The organism is Flavobacterium sp. MMLR14_040 (genome assembly GCF_033657265.1).
Classification (GTDB): domain Bacteria; phylum Bacteroidota; class Bacteroidia; order Flavobacteriales; family Flavobacteriaceae; genus Flavobacterium.
The window spans coordinates 23383-39341 of the sequence record NZ_JAWVWO010000020.1 but is presented as its reverse complement, the minus strand read 5'-3'; the positions used below and the strand labels follow the sequence as shown (position 1 = coordinate 39341).

General features: G+C 31.9%; 13 protein-coding genes. 6 read left to right on the top strand and 7 right to left on the bottom strand.

The genetic code is table 11. The annotated features are described in order from the left end of the window. Positions 1–43 precede the first annotated feature (43 nt). The 5 genes from SD960_RS19725 to SD960_RS19705 form a co-directional block, all read right to left on the bottom strand. A complete protein-coding gene (locus SD960_RS19725) occupies positions 44–2803 on the bottom strand; it encodes an outer membrane protein assembly factor (protein ID WP_318805516.1) in 2760 nt (919 codons plus the stop codon). Beyond that, positions 2736–3476: an isoprenyl transferase gene (locus tag SD960_RS19720; RefSeq protein WP_042565727.1), complete on the bottom strand. Its 741-nt coding sequence runs from the start codon at positions 3474–3476 to the stop codon at positions 2736–2738. Before SD960_RS19720 ends, SD960_RS19725 begins: the two co-directional genes overlap by 68 nt. Positions 3477–3480: 4 nt before the next feature. Beyond that, entirely contained in the window at positions 3481–4164 is a 684-nt protein-coding gene (locus SD960_RS19715) for a DUF6089 family protein (RefSeq protein ID WP_318805515.1), read from the bottom strand. 173 nt (positions 4165–4337) lie between these two features. Beyond that, positions 4338–5225 carry an NAD kinase gene (locus tag SD960_RS19710; RefSeq protein ID WP_318805514.1) on the bottom strand — a complete coding sequence of 296 codons (888 nt, stop codon included), beginning with the start codon at positions 5223–5225 and terminating at the stop codon, positions 4338–4340. A gap of 90 nt (positions 5226–5315) precedes the next feature. Continuing rightward, a complete protein-coding gene (locus SD960_RS19705) occupies positions 5316–5975 on the bottom strand; it encodes a CBS domain-containing protein (protein WP_042565682.1) in 660 nt (219 codons plus the stop codon). Between the two features lie 116 nt (positions 5976–6091). Between SD960_RS19705 and SD960_RS19700 the strand changes: the two genes are divergently transcribed. The 3 genes from SD960_RS19700 (at position 6092) to SD960_RS19690 (ending at position 10019) form a co-directional block, all read left to right on the top strand. Further along, positions 6092–6805 (top strand): pyridoxine 5'-phosphate synthase, encoded by a 714-nt coding sequence (locus tag SD960_RS19700; RefSeq protein ID WP_318805513.1) that lies wholly within the window; start codon positions 6092–6094, stop codon positions 6803–6805. Positions 6806–6884: 79 nt separating this feature from the next. After that, the gene (locus SD960_RS19695; protein WP_318805512.1) at positions 6885–9164 is read left to right on the top strand and encodes a TonB-dependent receptor plug domain-containing protein; all 2280 of its coding nucleotides are present in this window, start codon (positions 6885–6887) and stop codon (positions 9162–9164) included. A 3-nt stretch (positions 9165–9167) separates the two neighbouring features. After that, positions 9168–10019: a DUF4249 domain-containing protein gene (locus SD960_RS19690; RefSeq protein WP_318805511.1), complete on the top strand. Its 852-nt coding sequence runs from the start codon at positions 9168–9170 to the stop codon at positions 10017–10019. A 51-nt stretch (positions 10020–10070) separates the two neighbouring features. On the opposite strand, the gene SD960_RS19685 is transcribed toward SD960_RS19690, so the two are convergent. Together SD960_RS19685 and SD960_RS19680 are read right to left on the bottom strand one after the other, a co-directional pair. After that, positions 10071–11468, bottom strand: coding sequence for a hypothetical protein (locus SD960_RS19685; protein WP_318805510.1), 1398 nt, complete (start codon positions 11466–11468; stop codon positions 10071–10073). A 185-nt stretch (positions 11469–11653) separates the two neighbouring features. Then, positions 11654–13000, bottom strand: a complete 1347-nt coding sequence (locus SD960_RS19680) for a hypothetical protein (protein WP_318805508.1) — start codon at positions 12998–13000, stop codon at positions 11654–11656. 202 nt (positions 13001–13202) lie between these two features. On the opposite strand from SD960_RS19680, the gene SD960_RS19675 reads away from it, so the two are divergent. From SD960_RS19675 to SD960_RS19665, 3 genes are all read left to right on the top strand, one after another. Further along, a complete protein-coding gene (locus SD960_RS19675) occupies positions 13203–13967 on the top strand; it encodes an alpha/beta fold hydrolase (RefSeq protein WP_318805506.1) in 765 nt (254 codons plus the stop codon). A 53-nt stretch (positions 13968–14020) separates the two neighbouring features. Next, positions 14021–14368, top strand: coding sequence for a phage holin family protein (locus SD960_RS19670; protein ID WP_318805504.1), 348 nt, complete (start codon positions 14021–14023; stop codon positions 14366–14368). Between the two features lie 113 nt (positions 14369–14481). Next, positions 14482–15804, top strand: coding sequence for a trigger factor (locus SD960_RS19665; protein WP_318805503.1), 1323 nt, complete (start codon positions 14482–14484; stop codon positions 15802–15804). Positions 15805–15959 lie beyond the last annotated feature (155 nt).

The following is a 15959-nucleotide window of genomic DNA, read 5'->3' as shown; positions in this document are numbered from 1 at the left end:
AAATTTTTAGCCAAATGTAATAAAATTTGTACTAAAAACTACACTAAAATTGTTGTCCAATGATAAAGTGTGTTTCCCATCCATTTGCTTTATTTGTAACAGATCCTGGCAGAGCGTCAAATCCATAACCAAAATCAATACCTAATAATCCAAATGCAGGCATAAATACACGTAAACCAACACCAGCAGAACGATTTAAATCAAATGGGTTATAATCTTTAAAAGTTGGATATGATGATCCTGCTTCCAAAAAGGTCAAAGCATAAATAGATGCTGATGCTTTTAACGTAATTGGATAACGTAACTCCATTGAGAATTTATTATAAATAGTTGCTCCAATTTGATCTCCGGCTGCGTTCACCGGCGTTAATGAGTTATTTGGGTAACCTCTTAACTGAATAGTTTCTCTACCATCCATAGAATAGTTAGCCATTCCGTCTCCTCCTAAATAAAAACGTTCGAAAGGTACAACACCTCTTGACTGATCATATGCTCCTAAGAAACCAAATTCGGTTAATGTTCTTAAAACTAATTTACCATATACTTTAGTATACCAGTCTGCTTTAAATTTAACTTTATAGTATTCTAACCAGTTGTATTTCTTTTGGTCAACCTTTCCAACATCAGTATCAGCGCTTCCATAATCAGATCCTACCCCTACAGTACCGGATGTTCCGTTTACTGTTTCAGTTTTTGTATAATCTCCAGGACTAATTGGCTGTCCATCTGCACCTGAAATTACTTCTGTTCCTGTATATTTCGTTTTATATTCCTTTTGATTTTGTAAATCTGAATAGTTAATTCCATTAAATAATGAATATGGAGGTGTCACTTTTGCAGAGATACTAAACTCAGAACCATAAGTTGGGAATATCGGGTTAACCCCTTTATTACTTCTTGAAATTCCGATCGTATAAGCTAAGTTTCTTGACGCTCCGTTACCAAAGGTAAATAAACCTGTATTATAGTTATTTAAATCATAATGCTGATAACTGATAGATTGTGATAATACAAAATAATCATCCGGCACTGTCAGCCTTTTAGCAAGTCCAACCTGGACTGTAAAAATATTAAAACTTTTGCTCTTATCAACATCTCTGGTAATATAATTATTAAGAAATTGCGTACTATAAGAAATAGATGAGCTAAATTGTACTGGTTTTTTTCCTCCAAACCATGGTTCAGAAAATGATAAACTATACGTTTGGAAATAGGTACTTCCTTGTAAACGAAGAGATACTTTTTGACCATCTCCCATTGGTAAAGGCTTATAAGCTTCTTTCTTAAAAATATTTCTTACCGAGAAGTTATTGAATGAAAGCCCTAAAGTTCCAATGAAGCCACCTCCACCGTAACCACCCTGAAGTTCGACCTGGCTGGATCCTTTTTCTACTACATGATATTCAATATCAACTGTTCCTGCACCGGCATCAACATTTTTGAATTTTGGATCAATAGCTTCAGGATCAAAGAATCCTAATTGCCCAATTTCACGAATAGTTCTAACTAATTGTTCTTTACTATATTTTTCTCCAGGTTTAGTTCTTAATTCACGGTAAATAACATGATCGTTTGTTTTGTCATTTCCTACAACTGATATTTTATTAAAATAAGCGATAGGACCTTCGGTAACTCTAATTTCAAAATCGATAGTGTCATTAACTGTTCTTACCTCTACAGCATTGATGTTAGAAAACAAATAACCATTGTTTTGGTATAAGTTTGTAATGTCTTCTGCATCAGGTTTTGTTTTATCAGCAATTCTTTTTTCTAGTAAAACTCCATTATATGTTTCACCTTTTTTAATTCCTAAATAACGGTTCAAAAGTTGATCTGAGTATACTGTGTTTCCTAAAAATTTAATATTTCCGAAGTAATATTTATTTCCTTCCTCCATATTGATTTTTATAGCCAACATATTCTTCTCCTTATTATAGGTTACAGAATCATAAATAATACGGGCATCACGATATCCTTTTTCTTTATAAGTAGCAACAACCTTTTCTAAATCGGCTTTGTATTTTTCAGGAATAAATTTTGACTTTTTTAGAATACGTAAAAAGTTTTTTTGTTTAGTATCCTTCATCGCTGCTCTTAACTGATTATCAGTAAGTTTTTCATTACCAATGAAGTCAATTTTACTAATTTTTACTTTATCGCCTTTGTCTACGCGAACAAGCATATTGACCTGATTTCCACCGGTGGTGTCAGCAGGTGTATTTGTAATAGTAACTTTGGTATTATAATAACCTTCTTTTTTATATTTATTTTCAATATAATTTTTGGTTGTTGTAATTAAGTTTTCGTTTACAATTTTATTTTTGGTTAAATTGTTATCCTTAATTAATCCTTCGACTTTACTTTTCTTGATACCAACAAATTTTACCTCGTTTAGTTTAGGAAGTTCAACAATATTTAAGTCAAGATAAATGCTATCATTATCAATTTTATTTACGTAGAAAGCAATTTCATCAAAAAGCCCAAGTTTGCCCAATTTTTTGATTGCACCACTGATTTCTTCACCGGGAACGGCTATTTCCTGTCCTTTTTGAAGACCTGAAAAGGTAACAACGGTTTGTTCATTGAAGCTTATTTTACCAACAACAGAAACTTTAGCAAGAATGTATTTTTTTCCCTGATCAAAAGGAACTCTTTCTTGTGCTTTTATTTGTGAAAAACTACCCAAAAGAAGTAGGGTAAGGACTATTTGTATTCTTTTTTGTAACACTAAAAAATTATTTAATTTGTTCACTGGTTTTTCCAAATCTACGTTCTCTTTTTTGATAACTAATAATAGCCTCATATAAATCTTGATCTTTAAAGTCTGGCCACAAGACATTAGTAAAATATAGTTCTGCGTAGGCAATCTGCCACAGCAAAAAATTACTTATTCTATGTTCTCCACTTGTTCGTATTAATAAATCTACGTCAGGTAAATTTTGCGTGTAAAGATGCTCATTTATAATTGAATCGTCAATAGTGTCTATTGAAATTATATTATTTTTAACTTTATCACTGATGATTCTAACGGCATTTACCAATTCTTCTCGTGATCCGTAACTTAAAGCCAATGTTAGCGTTAGGCGCGTATTATTTTTTGTTTTATCAATAACGTCCTGAAGTTCTTTTTGAGCAGTTTTTGGTAATTTATCAAGATTTCCAATAGCATTAAGTCTGATATTATTTTCTTGTAAAGTACCTAGTTCTTTTTTTAATGAATTGATTAGTATTTTCATTAAAGCTTCAACTTCTAATTTCGGGCGATTCCAGTTTTCTGTGGAGAAAGCATAGAGCGTTAGATACTCAATGCCCAATTTTGCACAGGTAGTAATTGTTTTTTTTACTGACTTTGTACCATTTTCGTGACCAAAAGCTCTTAAGAACCCTTGTTGTTTTGCCCAGCGACCATTCCCGTCCATAATTATGGCCAGATGTTTAGGTAAGTTTGTTTTGTCTATAGAGTCTATTAGGTTCATTTTATTATTCTGCGCAATAGCAAGGTTTTTGTCCAAAGGTATAAGTTAAAGTAACACCTGAAAAGACATACCAATCGTTATTATTTAAATTTCCAAATCGTAAAGATGATAAGGCATTATTACCAGGATTACTTCCGTCAATATCGTCTGTAAAGGTATAGCGGGCTCCAACTTCAAGGCCTAAAACAAAATTAGGAGATACATTTGACTTGATTCCTAACGTTATAGGAATAGCAATTGAACTTGAATTTTTATCTTTTCTAGTTTGACCTCCCGAAATATATAATTCATCATACATAAAGTAACTTAATCCTGAATATATATAAGGAGTAATTTTTGGATGATAATCATGTAGATTAAAATCGAAAAAATTAAATTCTAAACCGGCCGAAAGTTCCTTAATATTGTTTTCAAATCTGTAACCTCGATTGCTTCGTCCCGTTTCTTCGGATTCACGATCATTTCCTGTAACAGTAGATTGTGTATATGAAAAACGGTAAGAATGTCTTGGACTTTTATTCCATTTATACAAAACACCAAAAGCTAACTTTTCAGGAGCGATATAAGTTGTTTTACCAACATCACCTACAAAGTTACTTCCACCAAGAAAAACACCAATCTCATTAATTTGAGCATTTAGTGTAATTAGGGGGAAAAAACATAACAATAAATTAAAAATTTTCTTCATTTAATTCAGAATTGCGTGCAAATATAATAATTATCGATACGAATCAACGTCGCTTTAGTTAAATGTGCTTTTTTTTCAATTTGCAATATGATTTTGAGACATTTAATGAGGATTCGATACATGCAGAACGAGAAAAAGTGGTATTATCGTATAGTGGCGTGTGAGAAAAAGGCTTAATTCCTCTTGTCTTCTCCCCAAAGCAGCTTATTTCTTAAGGTTTTTAAGAAAGTTTCACCGGGAATTTCAACCATTTTTATTTTAAAATCTGTTTTTTTGATTGTTAAAACAGATTCGTTTTTTACAGAAGCAATTCTGGAATCTAATGAAACTAAATATTGATCTTCTCTTCCCGATACACGTAACTTAATTTCGGTATCGTCAGGAATAACAAGTGGTCTGGCGGTTAAATTATGAGGTGCGATAGGCGTAATTACTAAACTTTTTACCTCTGGTGTAAGCAATGGTCCGCCACAACTTAGAGAATATCCGGTTGAACCCGTTGGCGTCGAAATAATCAAACCATCTGCCCAATATGAATTTAAATATTCATTGTTCAAATAAGTTTCAACGGTAATCATCGAAGTTGTGTCTTTTCTGCTCACTGTAACTTCATTCATAGCAAAATTTAAATCTTCTTCTATAGCATCATTTTTTGGATCGCAGGTTATGCTTAGTAAAGTTCTTTCAGAAGTAGTGTAATTTTTATCAATCACAAACTGCAAAAAACTGTCAATATTTTCTTTTTGTACTGTAGCCAAAAAACCAAGTCTTCCTGCATTGATTCCCAAAATTGGAACACCGGAATTACGGACTAAAGTAGCGGCTCTTAATATAGTTCCGTCGCCACCAATACTTATCAACATTTCAAAACTATTATCTAAGGAATTACTTGATGAAAAAGTTTTATATTCTTTTTTTACGAGTTCCTTTTCATGAAGCATTTTTAGAAAGTTCTCCTCTATTACCATTTCAACATTATTGGTATTGAAAAACAAAAAAATATCTTTAATAATAGGCTCAGTACTGTTTTGGTAATATTGTCCGTAAATGGCTACTTTCATCTTGTTGTTTAATCGATTTTTTGTTTAACTGTTTAATCGTTATTTCTTTTCGTTAAAACGATTAAACAATTAACCGATTCAACAAACAAATTATATATTAAGGTATTTGTCTAAATAATCAGAACGTTCTTTTAAACTATTTATATAGGCGTCTTCCTGATGTTCTGAAATGATTTCGTAATTATATCGTCTAAATGTCTGAATAATTTCATTCATTGGTCCCACACCAATTTTTACTGTAATCTGAACATTTTCCAAATCAGCTTCAGAAACAAAACAACCTAAAATTTTTCCATTATTGCTTTCAACTATTTGTGCCACCTGACCCATAGAATAATCCAAAAGTCCTTTTTGAACAATAATGATACCGCCTTGTTCTTTCAAAAATGGAGTTTCCTGAAAAAACTTCATGATGTCTTCCATTTCATAATAACCTACATAGATATTATTTTCATCAATAACCGGAACAGTATTAGTATGATTTTTTGCAAATACTTCTAAAACATCTAGCCACATCATTGATTTTCTGGCAAAAAATCGTTCTAAAGTATATTTGTAATCAATTGCTTTTTTGTCAGTGTCAAAAGTTTCAACATCGTCAGAAGCAATACTCCCAATGAAAATACCGTTTTCCAAAATTGGAAAATGAGAAAAATTCAAGTCAGCAAAAAAGTCCTGAACCGATGCGATCGTTTCCTGGCTATCAATTGCTCGAAAATCGTTTGTGATATAGTTTGTAATTTCTGTCATAAATCAATTGAAGATATTTGATGCAAAATAATCAAAAAATAGCAAAAACTGCTACGTTTTACTTTGTATTTTTGTCGTAACAAATATAGTGTTACTAGAATTAATTATCTATTTATATGACAAAGTTAAGTGTAAATATCAATAAAATTGCAACCTTACGTAATGCAAGAGGCGGAAATGTTCCTGATTTACTAAAAGTAGCTGCCGATATTCAGAATTTTGGAGGTCAGGGAATTACCATTCATCCACGTCCGGATGAGCGTCATATTCGTTATCAGGATGCGCGGGATTTAAAACCAATTGTTTATACCGAATATAATATTGAAGGAAATCCGCAGCATAATTTTATTGATTTGGTTTTAGAATGCAAACCCACTCAGGTTACCTTGGTTCCCGATGCGATTGGGGCTATAACTTCTTCCGCAGGCTGGGATACAATAAAAAATCAGGAATACTTAACGGAAGTTATTCAGGAATTTCAACGTAACGGAATCAGAACTTCGATTTTTGTTGATCCTATTAATGAAATGATTGAAGGAGCAAAAAAAACAGGAACAGACAGGATTGAATTATACACCGAAGCATTTGCACATCAATATAGTTTAGGAAATAAAAACGGAATTGATCCTTATGTAAAAGCTGCAGAATTGGCAAACGAATTAGGTTTGGGAATTAATGCAGGACATGATTTAAGTTTAGATAACATTCAGTTTTTCAAACAAAACATTCCCGGTTTATTAGAGGTTTCTATTGGGCATGCCTTAATTTCTGAAGCACTTTATCTTGGTTTGGATAATGTTGTGAATATGTACTTAAATAAATTGAAATAAGTTTAAAAATTAAAACAATTATAACCTGATGTAATTGGGTTATAATTGTTTACTTTCGCACTTTTCATATAAAAAGCTAGTGTCGAAATCAATTATTATTTTTTGTTTATTGTGTTTTTCCGGTTTATTTGCGCAATCCCAAGCCAATATAAAAGGAAATGTAAAATCTTCTGAAAATGAAAATTTAATTGGTGCCGGTATTTCTTTCGATACAAATAATCAAAAGTATTCTGTACTAAGTGATACACTTGGTAATTTTTCAAAAGATATTTCTTTAGGAAAAATCACAATTTCAATTAATCAATTGGGTTATCTCAATAAAACCCTCAATATTGATCTTGTAAAAGATACCATAATTTCAATTGTTTTAGAAAAAGATATTTCTCTTTTAAAAGAAGTGATTATAGAGAATGATAAAAAAAATGGTATTTCAACTTTATCAGGAGGAAAATTATCTTTCAATTTAAAAGAATTGTCTTCGTTACCAACCGTTTTAGGAACAACCGATATTATAAAGATTTTGCAATTAACACCCGGAGTTCAAAATTCTGGCGATGCTAATGGATATTTATACGTAAGAGGTGGTGATCCGGGACATAATGCAATATTATATAATGGAACTCCGGTTTATGGAATGTCACATTTGTTAGGTATTTTTCCTTTTTACAATGCTGATCATATTAAGGAGGTAGAATTTGACAAGTCAAGTTCGAATGCAAAGTACGGAGGACGATTAAGTTCGACGACACTTTTAATTCCGAACAAAAAAATACCTACTGAATTTTCCATTCAGGGGAATGTTGGGATTTTGGCTTCACAATTAACTTTGGCTTTGCCAATTAGTGAAAAGACAGGTCTTTATCTATCTGGTAGAAAAACGTATATCGATGAAATTATTGCGCCATTGATAAATTCTTCATCCGAAAATAATGATGTTCAGAATATGAAGTATGGATTTTCAGACGGGAATATCACTTTTGTATCTCAGATTTCTAAAAACAATCTATTTGCTGTTGATGCTTTTGTTAGTGGTGATAAATTAAAAATTAATGATGATAATTTATCTTTAAAAACCAGTCTGAAATGGAGTAATTTTACAGTTTCTCCTTCTGTAACCACAGCATTTTCTTCAAAAATAAGCATGTCAAATGCTGTTTATTTTAGCCAATATTCTAATGATTTGAGTATGGAACAAGCAACAATTCAGTTTGGAGTTTCTTCGTCTGTGAAAGATTTTGGTTTTACAAATTCATTTCGTTTTTGGATAAAAGACATTCCTGTCGAGTCTGGATTGCAATATGTTTATCATGATTTGCAGCCTCAAAAAGTGAATGTTGAAAACTTTAGCGGTTCAAACAATGCATCTCAAAATAGTATGATTACTGCCAATGAAGCAGCGATTTTTACTACCATCAAACCAAAACTAACAGACAAATTAAACGCAGAACTGGGCTTGAGGATAAATTATTATACGTCACGATCACAAAGTTCGTATTTGCATTTTCAGCCTCGGGTACTGTTGAATTACGTTGCAAATGAAAAATTTTCCTTTTACGGATCTTATAACAAACAATATCAATATTTGAGTTTGATTACCACTTCAAGTGTTGGAATTCCGACAGATTTCTGGATTGCCAGTTCAGACGGAATTAAACCGCAATCTTCAGATGAGTTTGCAATTGGTTCAAATCAAAACATTTCAAAGAATTTGGTTTCTTCTTTTGGAGGATTTTATCGCTCCATGAAAGATTTACTGGAATATCCTTATGGTATAACTCAGTTTAATGAAACTACGACTCTAAAAAATGATTTATTGGTGGGTAAGGGAAAAACGTACGGTCTCGAATTTATGCTGCGAAAAAATAACGGGAAATTTACCGGCTGGTTAAGTTATACGTTAAGCTGGTCTGATAGAAATTTTGATGAACTCAATAATGGAAAGACGTATTTTGCCAAATATGACAGACGTCATAATCTCTCTTTAGTTGGAATGTACGATTTAAATTCAAAGTGGAGTTTTGGTGTTACCCAAATATTCAGTTCCGGAAATCGATTTACAATGCCAACTTCCTGGTATTTTATCAATAATAATCCTGTCAAAGAGTATTCAGAATATAATAATGCGCAAATGCCAAATTATATTCGTACCGATCTTTCGGCAAACTATTTCTTTTTTAAAACAAATAAAAAAGAAAGTGCCCTGAACTTTTCAATCTATAATACTTTTAATATTGATAATCCAATTTATGTTGTTTTGGATGTTAAAGTTGCTGATGATAAAAGTAGTGTGGTTGTAAAACAGGATAAAAAAGTGTTGTATCGAATATTGCCTTCAATAAGCTGGAGATTTAAATTTTAAAAGATGAAAAAATATTTATTATTTCTTTTTACTTTAGTAATAATGAGCTGCTCTAAAGACGATTTTAGCGAACAAAGTATCGAGTCTAAAATTGTTGTAGAAGGCTGGATAGAAGAGGGTGATTATGCTCAGGTTTTGCTTTCTAGCAGTATTCCCGTTACAGATGTAATTGACTCTACAAATGTTTTAAATCATGTTATTCGATCAGCAAAAATCACAATTTCTGATGGTCAGACTTCAGAAGTTTTACGAGTAAAAAATGACAAAAACAGAGTTCCGCCTTTTGTATACTACGGAACAACTTTAAAAGGGGAAGCTGGAAAAGAGTATTCGCTAAAAATAGAATATTTAAGCCGCGTTATCGAAGCCGTAACAACAATTCCTAAAACTGTTGCGATCAAAAGTGCAGAGTATGTAAAAAAGAATGCTACAGATACAACAGGTTATGTTTTTGTGAAATTTGATGATCCTTTAGAAGATAAAAATTATTATCAGGTTGCAACAAAAATTGATGCCGAAGAACCTATTTTTGTTCCTGCATTTTATGGAAATCTGGATGATAAAAATTTCACGTCAGCAAATGTTTCTATACAGGTAAACAGAGGAATTTTACTTTTTCCTAAAACAAAATTCACCCCTTATTTTGCTGATGGAGATTTAATTTATGTGAAATTAAGAACGCAAAACAAAGACACTTTGGATTTCTGGAACAGCTGGCAAAATGAAATTGTTAACAGTAAAAATCCAATTTATCCGTCGAATACAAGTTTGAAATCGAATATAAAAGGCGGTCTTGGTATTTGGGCAGGATATGGTCAAAGTACTTTAATTGTTAAAACACCTCCAAAAAAATAAAACCGGTTTGAAATAATTTCAAACCGGTTTTTTAAATTAAAATTTAAAAAACTATTTTTTTCCAAAAGATTTAATAAAATCTCCAAATTGAGTTTGAAATTTATCATATAGTGTTGAGAAATATGCGCTAAATTCAACCTCAGTATTATCGCTAAATTTTAAATATAACACTTCGTTAAGGTATGGTTGAGAAAACGATTCTCCGTTACTACTGTATTCCCAATAATTATTTGTAGCATTCCAAACAGGCAAGTTGAAAACATAATCGTCACCTGATTTTTCTGAATGCTTAACAAGATCGGCTATTTTAGTTCCGTCTTTTTTAGAAACTAAAATTAACTTCATGTTTTTGTTGAAATTTGCGGCCTTATTTTCAGATAAGATTTTCTCGTATTTATTCCTAGCTGTATAGTATGCTTTAAAATTGGTATTAGCGTCGTATTGATCTGGAAACAAAGGGCTAGCTATGCTTTTTAAAGTTGCATTCTCGGCTGCTTCGGCCGCCAAATCCATATCTGCAATAATAATAAAATTGTCCATTAAATTCATTAATCCATTAGCTTTTCCTCTGTATTGAACAAGTGTATCATTTTCAATCAATACATCTATATTTGCATTACTTCCTGCATTAAAGTCAAGTATGGTTTTCCCGTTATAAGTAAGAAGACCTTTTGAGGTACTTTCAATTCCTTTTTTACCACTCATTTCCCAGGTATACCCATCATTTAGAATCATTTTATATGTAAAGTCATCTGGAGCCTCTTTTCCGTTAGAATAGCTTGCTGTTTGTGTAAACGTAGCAGCTTGAGCATTGTCAATTGTTAAAATTGCATCTGTAGATGTAGGTAAAAAGATGTGATCATTTACAGCAGGAATAAAAGCACCTTGTTGAGTTTGTTCATCATAAATCCAATATCTATAGCTATCTTCAATTTTTACTTTTATATCAGAAGAAACACTTTTTGCAGAAAATGATGCGTTGTTTTCAGTTTGAGATGCTTTAGCAGGGAAAACAAATTTTAATTCAGTTGCTGAATCTGTTTTAAGCCATTTTTTTTGTGCGTTGTTCCAACTATAAATACCATAAACACCAGAAACATTTAAGATGTCTTCTACCTGATTGTTGTTTTGTCCGTTAAAAATATCAACAAAATCGACGTCTAATAATCTGTTTAAATTTTCCATTGCTCCAATAGCGCCAGAGTTTTTTGTTTTTTCTAACTGAACCAATATTTCATTAGCTTCAGCTTCCAGTTTTACCTTTTGCTCTGCTGGAGTTAAATTAGAATAAGGTTGTTTAAGTATCTCGGCTATTTCTTCAGCAAGGGTTTTGTCTTTTACAGGTTCTTCTGTTACGGGATCTTTTATAGTTTCCGGACTGTCGTCACTAGAACATGAAACCGTAAGTTGAGGAACAATTAATGATAATAATACAATTTTTTTAATCATGATTTGATTTTGATTTAATTAAAAATTTTAAGATTTTTCGTACTCTTAATTAATCGCAATATACATTTTTTGATATAAAAAACTTACAATTTATCACTAAAGACTTTAAGTTTTATAAATAAATGACAAAAAAATCCGGTTTGAATAGTTTCAAACCGGATTTATGTTATAATTTTAAAGAATAATTAGTTCTCAAAAGCTTTGATAAATTCTTCAAATTTAGCTTCAAAGCCGCTAAATCCTGTTGAGAAATAAGCGCTCATTTCTACTTCTGTATTATCTCCGAACTTTAAGTAATATACTTCGTTATAATAATTAACAGTTACAGTCGAGTTGTCGTCAGAAGCCCAGTAACCTCCATTGCTTGCAGTTGCATCAGTTACCCATTTTATATTATATGTGTAGGTGTCTGCTTTTTCAGAGTGCTGAACAATATCAGCTATTTTAGTTCCGTCTTTTTTAGATACTAAAATTAACTTTGAATTTTTATTGAAACTTGCAACAGTACCTTGAGAATATTTAAGGTTGTTTGAATTTTCATCTGCATAATGGTTTTTAGTGTCGTAATTAGAATATACCATTGTTTTTTCTAAAGCAATTTCGTCAGCTGCTGCTGTAGCTAAGTCCATATCAGCAATAATTAGAAAATTGTCTAAAAGTTGCACTAATCCGTTTGCTTTACCTCTATATTGTACTAATTCGTCGTTAGTCATTAAAGCATCAATACTTGCAGTGCTTCCTGAGTTAAATGAAAGTAAACTTTTACCGTTGTAAGTAAGAGCACCTTTTGAAGTGTTTTCTGTAGCTTTAACACCACTCATTTCCCAAGTATAGCCATCACTTAAAGTCATTTTGTACGCAAACTCATTAGGAACTTCTTTTCCGTTAGAATATTTTGCAGTTTGTGTAAATGAAGCTACAGCAGTATTGTCGATTGTTAAAGTTGCATCTGCTGAAGTTGGTAAAAAAACATAATCATTTGTTTTTACTTCAGTTTGCCAATCGTAAGTATCTTCAATTTTAACTTTAATATCTGAAGAAACACTTTTGCTAGTGAATGTAGCATTATTTGTAGTTTGAGTTTCTTTAGCAGGAAAAACAAATTTTAATTCTGAAGTCGAAGCTGTTTTTACCCAAACTTTACCGGCATTATCCCAAGTGTAAATTCCGTAAACTCCGGCAACATTGATAATGTCTTCTACTTCATTATCGTTTTTTCCGTTAAAAATATCAACAGGACTAATGTCTAATAATCTGTTTAAGTTTTCAATTGTTTCAATTGCACTTAGTTTTTTAGTTTTGTCTAGTTGAACTAACATTTCATTAGCTTCTGCCTCTAATTTTACTTTTTGCTCAGTAGGAGTCAATTTAGAATAAGGCTGTTTGATAATGTTAGCAATTTGTTCTGCTAAAGTTTGCTCAGGCACAACAGGGTCAATTACAACAGGGTCAGTTTCCGGACTGTCATCACTAGAACATGAAATCATAAGTTGAGAAGCAACTAACGATAATAAAAGGAATTTTTTAATCATGGATTGGTGTTTTAATTAAATAAATTGAATCAAATTTTGGGTTTGATTTCTAGGCGCGAATATACACTTTCAAATTGTTCTTTGTTTACGGGAAACCGTAAAGTTCGAGAGTTTTTTTAAATAAAATGATTTCTTCAAAATTATTGTGCTTATATTGCTGGATAAGTTTTTTAACTTTGTAATAAGCTAAAAATTAATATAAATGTTATACTCAAAAATAGAAGGCGAAGGGAAACCTTTCATCATCATGCACGGATTTCTCGGAATGTCTGATAATTGGAAAACACTTGCGGGGCAATATGTAGAAGCCGGATTTCAGGTTCATATTTTAGATTTAAGAAATCACGGACGCAGTTTTCATTCAGATGAATGGAGTTACGAAGCTATGGTTCAGGATGTTTTCGAATATTGCCAGGCCAATCAATTAAGTAAAACAGATATTTTAGGGCATTCGATGGGGGGGAAAGTCGCCATGCTTTTTGCAACAACCCATCCTGAAATTGTAGATAAATTGATTGTGGCAGATATTGGCCCTAAATTTTACAAACAACATCATCAGGATATTTTGGCAGGATTAAATGCAGTTGATTTTTCTGTAAAACCAAGTCGAAACGATGTTGAGGAAATTGTAGCGCAATATGTTTCTGATTTTGGAACGCGTCAGTTTTTATTAAAGAATTTATATTGGAAAGAACCGGGACAACTGGCATTTCGATTTAATCTCGAAGTTTTCAATAATAATCTTGATGCAATTGGAAAAGCTCTGGCAGATGATTTGGTTTTCGAAAAACCAACATTATTTATCCGCGGCGGAAATTCGGGTTATGTTCAGGATACTGATCTTGATCAGATACGCACCCATTTTCCGGATTTAAAAGTTGAAACAATTCCAAATGCCGGCCATTGGCTTCATGCCGAAAACCCTAAAATGTTTTTTGAATTAACAACTGCCTTTTTAAAAGAGTAATCATTTTGGCAAATATTTTATTACTTTTATTAAAATTTTAAATCAGAAAAAATATGAAATTATTACTTAGACTTCTTGTTACTGCAGCCCTAGTTTTACTACTTGCTAATCTTTTGTCAGGCGTTCATGTAGCAAGTTTTGGTACAGCGGTAATTGTTGCAGTGGTTTTGGGATTGCTTAATCTTTTTATAAAACCAATCTTAGTTATCCTGACTTTGCCGGTAACGGTGATTACTTTAGGATTGTTTTTACTGGTTATAAATGCGATAATCATTTTATTGTGTACCAATATAGTTGGAGGTTTTGCAGTAGATTCTTTTTGGACAGCCTTAATATTTAGTGTCATATTGTCTATTCTTCAGTCTATTACTTACAAAATTCTGGGAGACGATAAAAAATAAAAATAGAAATGACGTTTAAAACGTCTTCAAATACAATAGGTTAAAAACTTGGCTGGGTTGCAAAAATTTTATAATTTTGCAACCCAATTTTATTACGTAAATTAAAGAAGAAGATGGATATTAAAAGAGTAGCAACAGACGCTGTGAATGAAACAATTGTAATGACAGTTGTTCACATGGATTACAAAGGTCAGGTAGCAAAAAGAATAAACGAAAAAATGCCTTTGGCTACCGTTAAAGGTTTTAGAAAAGGACAAGTTCCTAAAGATCTTGTTGAAAAACAATACGGAAAAGCAATTAAGCAGGAAGAAGTTAAAAAAGTAGTTGATTTGGCTTTAGAGCGTTTTGTTCAATCTGAAAGATTAAATCTTTTAGGAACTCCTCTTGCTAAAGAAAATGAAAACTTTGATTGGGATGCTGAAGAACTAACTTTCGAATACGAAATTGGTTTAGTGCCAAACTTTGAAATTGATTTAGAAGCTAAAAACAATATCGTAAAATATATCGTTACAGCTGATGATAAATTAATCGACGGACAAGTTGAGCGTATCCAAAAACAATTCGGAAAAGCAATTCCACAAGATAAAGTTGATGCTGATTCTGATTTAACCGGAACTTTCACAAACGAAGAAAAAGGTATTAGCAATACAACTACAATTTCTGTATCTACTTTCAACAAAGCTGCTGCTGATAAATTCATCGGTAAAAAAGTTGGTGATGTTGTAACTGTAAGCACAAAAGGTTTATTTGAAGATGATCACCAATTAATGGATTACTTAAAAGTATCTCATGATGATGTTCACGGTTTAGATGTTGAAGTAAACTTTACTATCGAAGCTATAAACGGAGCTGAATTGGCAGAATTAAACCAGGAGTTATTTGATAAACTTTTTGGTGAAGGAAAAGTAGCTTCTCTTGAAGATTTAAAAGCTAAAATTAAAGAAGATGCTGAAGCGCAATTTGCACAACAAGCAGATCAAAAATTATTGTTAGACGTTCAGGATTTCCTAATCGAAAACACAAAATTTGATTTACCTGCAGAATTCCTTAAAAAATGGTTGCAAACTGTTGGAGAGAAAAAACTTTCTGCAGAAGAAGCTGAAGTTGAATACGCAAGATCTGAAAAAGGATTACGTTTTCAATTAATTGAAGGAAAAGCAATGGCTCAAAGCAATATCCAAATTACATTTGAAGATTTGAAAGCTTTTACAACAAACGCAATCAGACAACAAATGGCTCAATTTGGACAAACAAATCCAACTGACGAAGAAGTTCAAGGAATCGTGGCTAGAGTTTTATCTAACCAGGAAGAAGTGAAAAGACTTTCTGAGCAAGTTGTAGCTGAAAAATTGTTAGAAGTGTTTAAAGAAAAAGCAAATCCAACAACTAAAGAAGTAACTTACGAAGAATTTATTGCTGCATCTTACGGAGAATAATTCTATCTGAAAAGTCAAAAGTTATAAGGTTAAAAGTTAGAAGTACAACCGATTGTATTTATTCTAAAATTTAAGATTTTATTACAGATATCGAAAGATAAAAAATAGTTATATTTGAGCGTCAAGAGATTTTTCTTGACGCTTATTTTTTTGTT

Coding starts and splice junctions, on each gene's coding strand:
- SD960_RS19725 (WP_318805516.1), bottom strand. CDS start 2,803: ATGAGGCTATTATTAGTTATCAAAAAAGAGAACGTAGATTTGGAAAAA.
- SD960_RS19720 (WP_042565727.1), bottom strand. CDS start 3,476: ATGAACCTAATAGACTCTATAGACAAAACAAACTTACCTAAACATCTG.
- SD960_RS19715 (WP_318805515.1), bottom strand. CDS start 4,164: ATGAAGAAAATTTTTAATTTATTGTTATGTTTTTTCCCCCTAATTACA.
- SD960_RS19710 (WP_318805514.1), bottom strand. CDS start 5,225: ATGAAAGTAGCCATTTACGGACAATATTACCAAAACAGTACTGAGCCT.
- SD960_RS19705 (WP_042565682.1), bottom strand. CDS start 5,975: ATGACAGAAATTACAAACTATATCACAAACGATTTTCGAGCAATTGAT.
- SD960_RS19700 (WP_318805513.1), top strand. CDS start 6,092: ATGACAAAGTTAAGTGTAAATATCAATAAAATTGCAACCTTACGTAAT.
- SD960_RS19690 (WP_318805511.1), top strand. CDS start 9,168: ATGAAAAAATATTTATTATTTCTTTTTACTTTAGTAATAATGAGCTGC.
- SD960_RS19685 (WP_318805510.1), bottom strand. CDS start 11,468: ATGATTAAAAAAATTGTATTATTATCATTAATTGTTCCTCAACTTACG.
- SD960_RS19680 (WP_318805508.1), bottom strand. CDS start 13,000: ATGATTAAAAAATTCCTTTTATTATCGTTAGTTGCTTCTCAACTTATG.
- SD960_RS19675 (WP_318805506.1), top strand. CDS start 13,203: ATGTTATACTCAAAAATAGAAGGCGAAGGGAAACCTTTCATCATCATG.
- SD960_RS19670 (WP_318805504.1), top strand. CDS start 14,021: ATGAAATTATTACTTAGACTTCTTGTTACTGCAGCCCTAGTTTTACTA.
- SD960_RS19665 (WP_318805503.1), top strand. CDS start 14,482: ATGGATATTAAAAGAGTAGCAACAGACGCTGTGAATGAAACAATTGTA.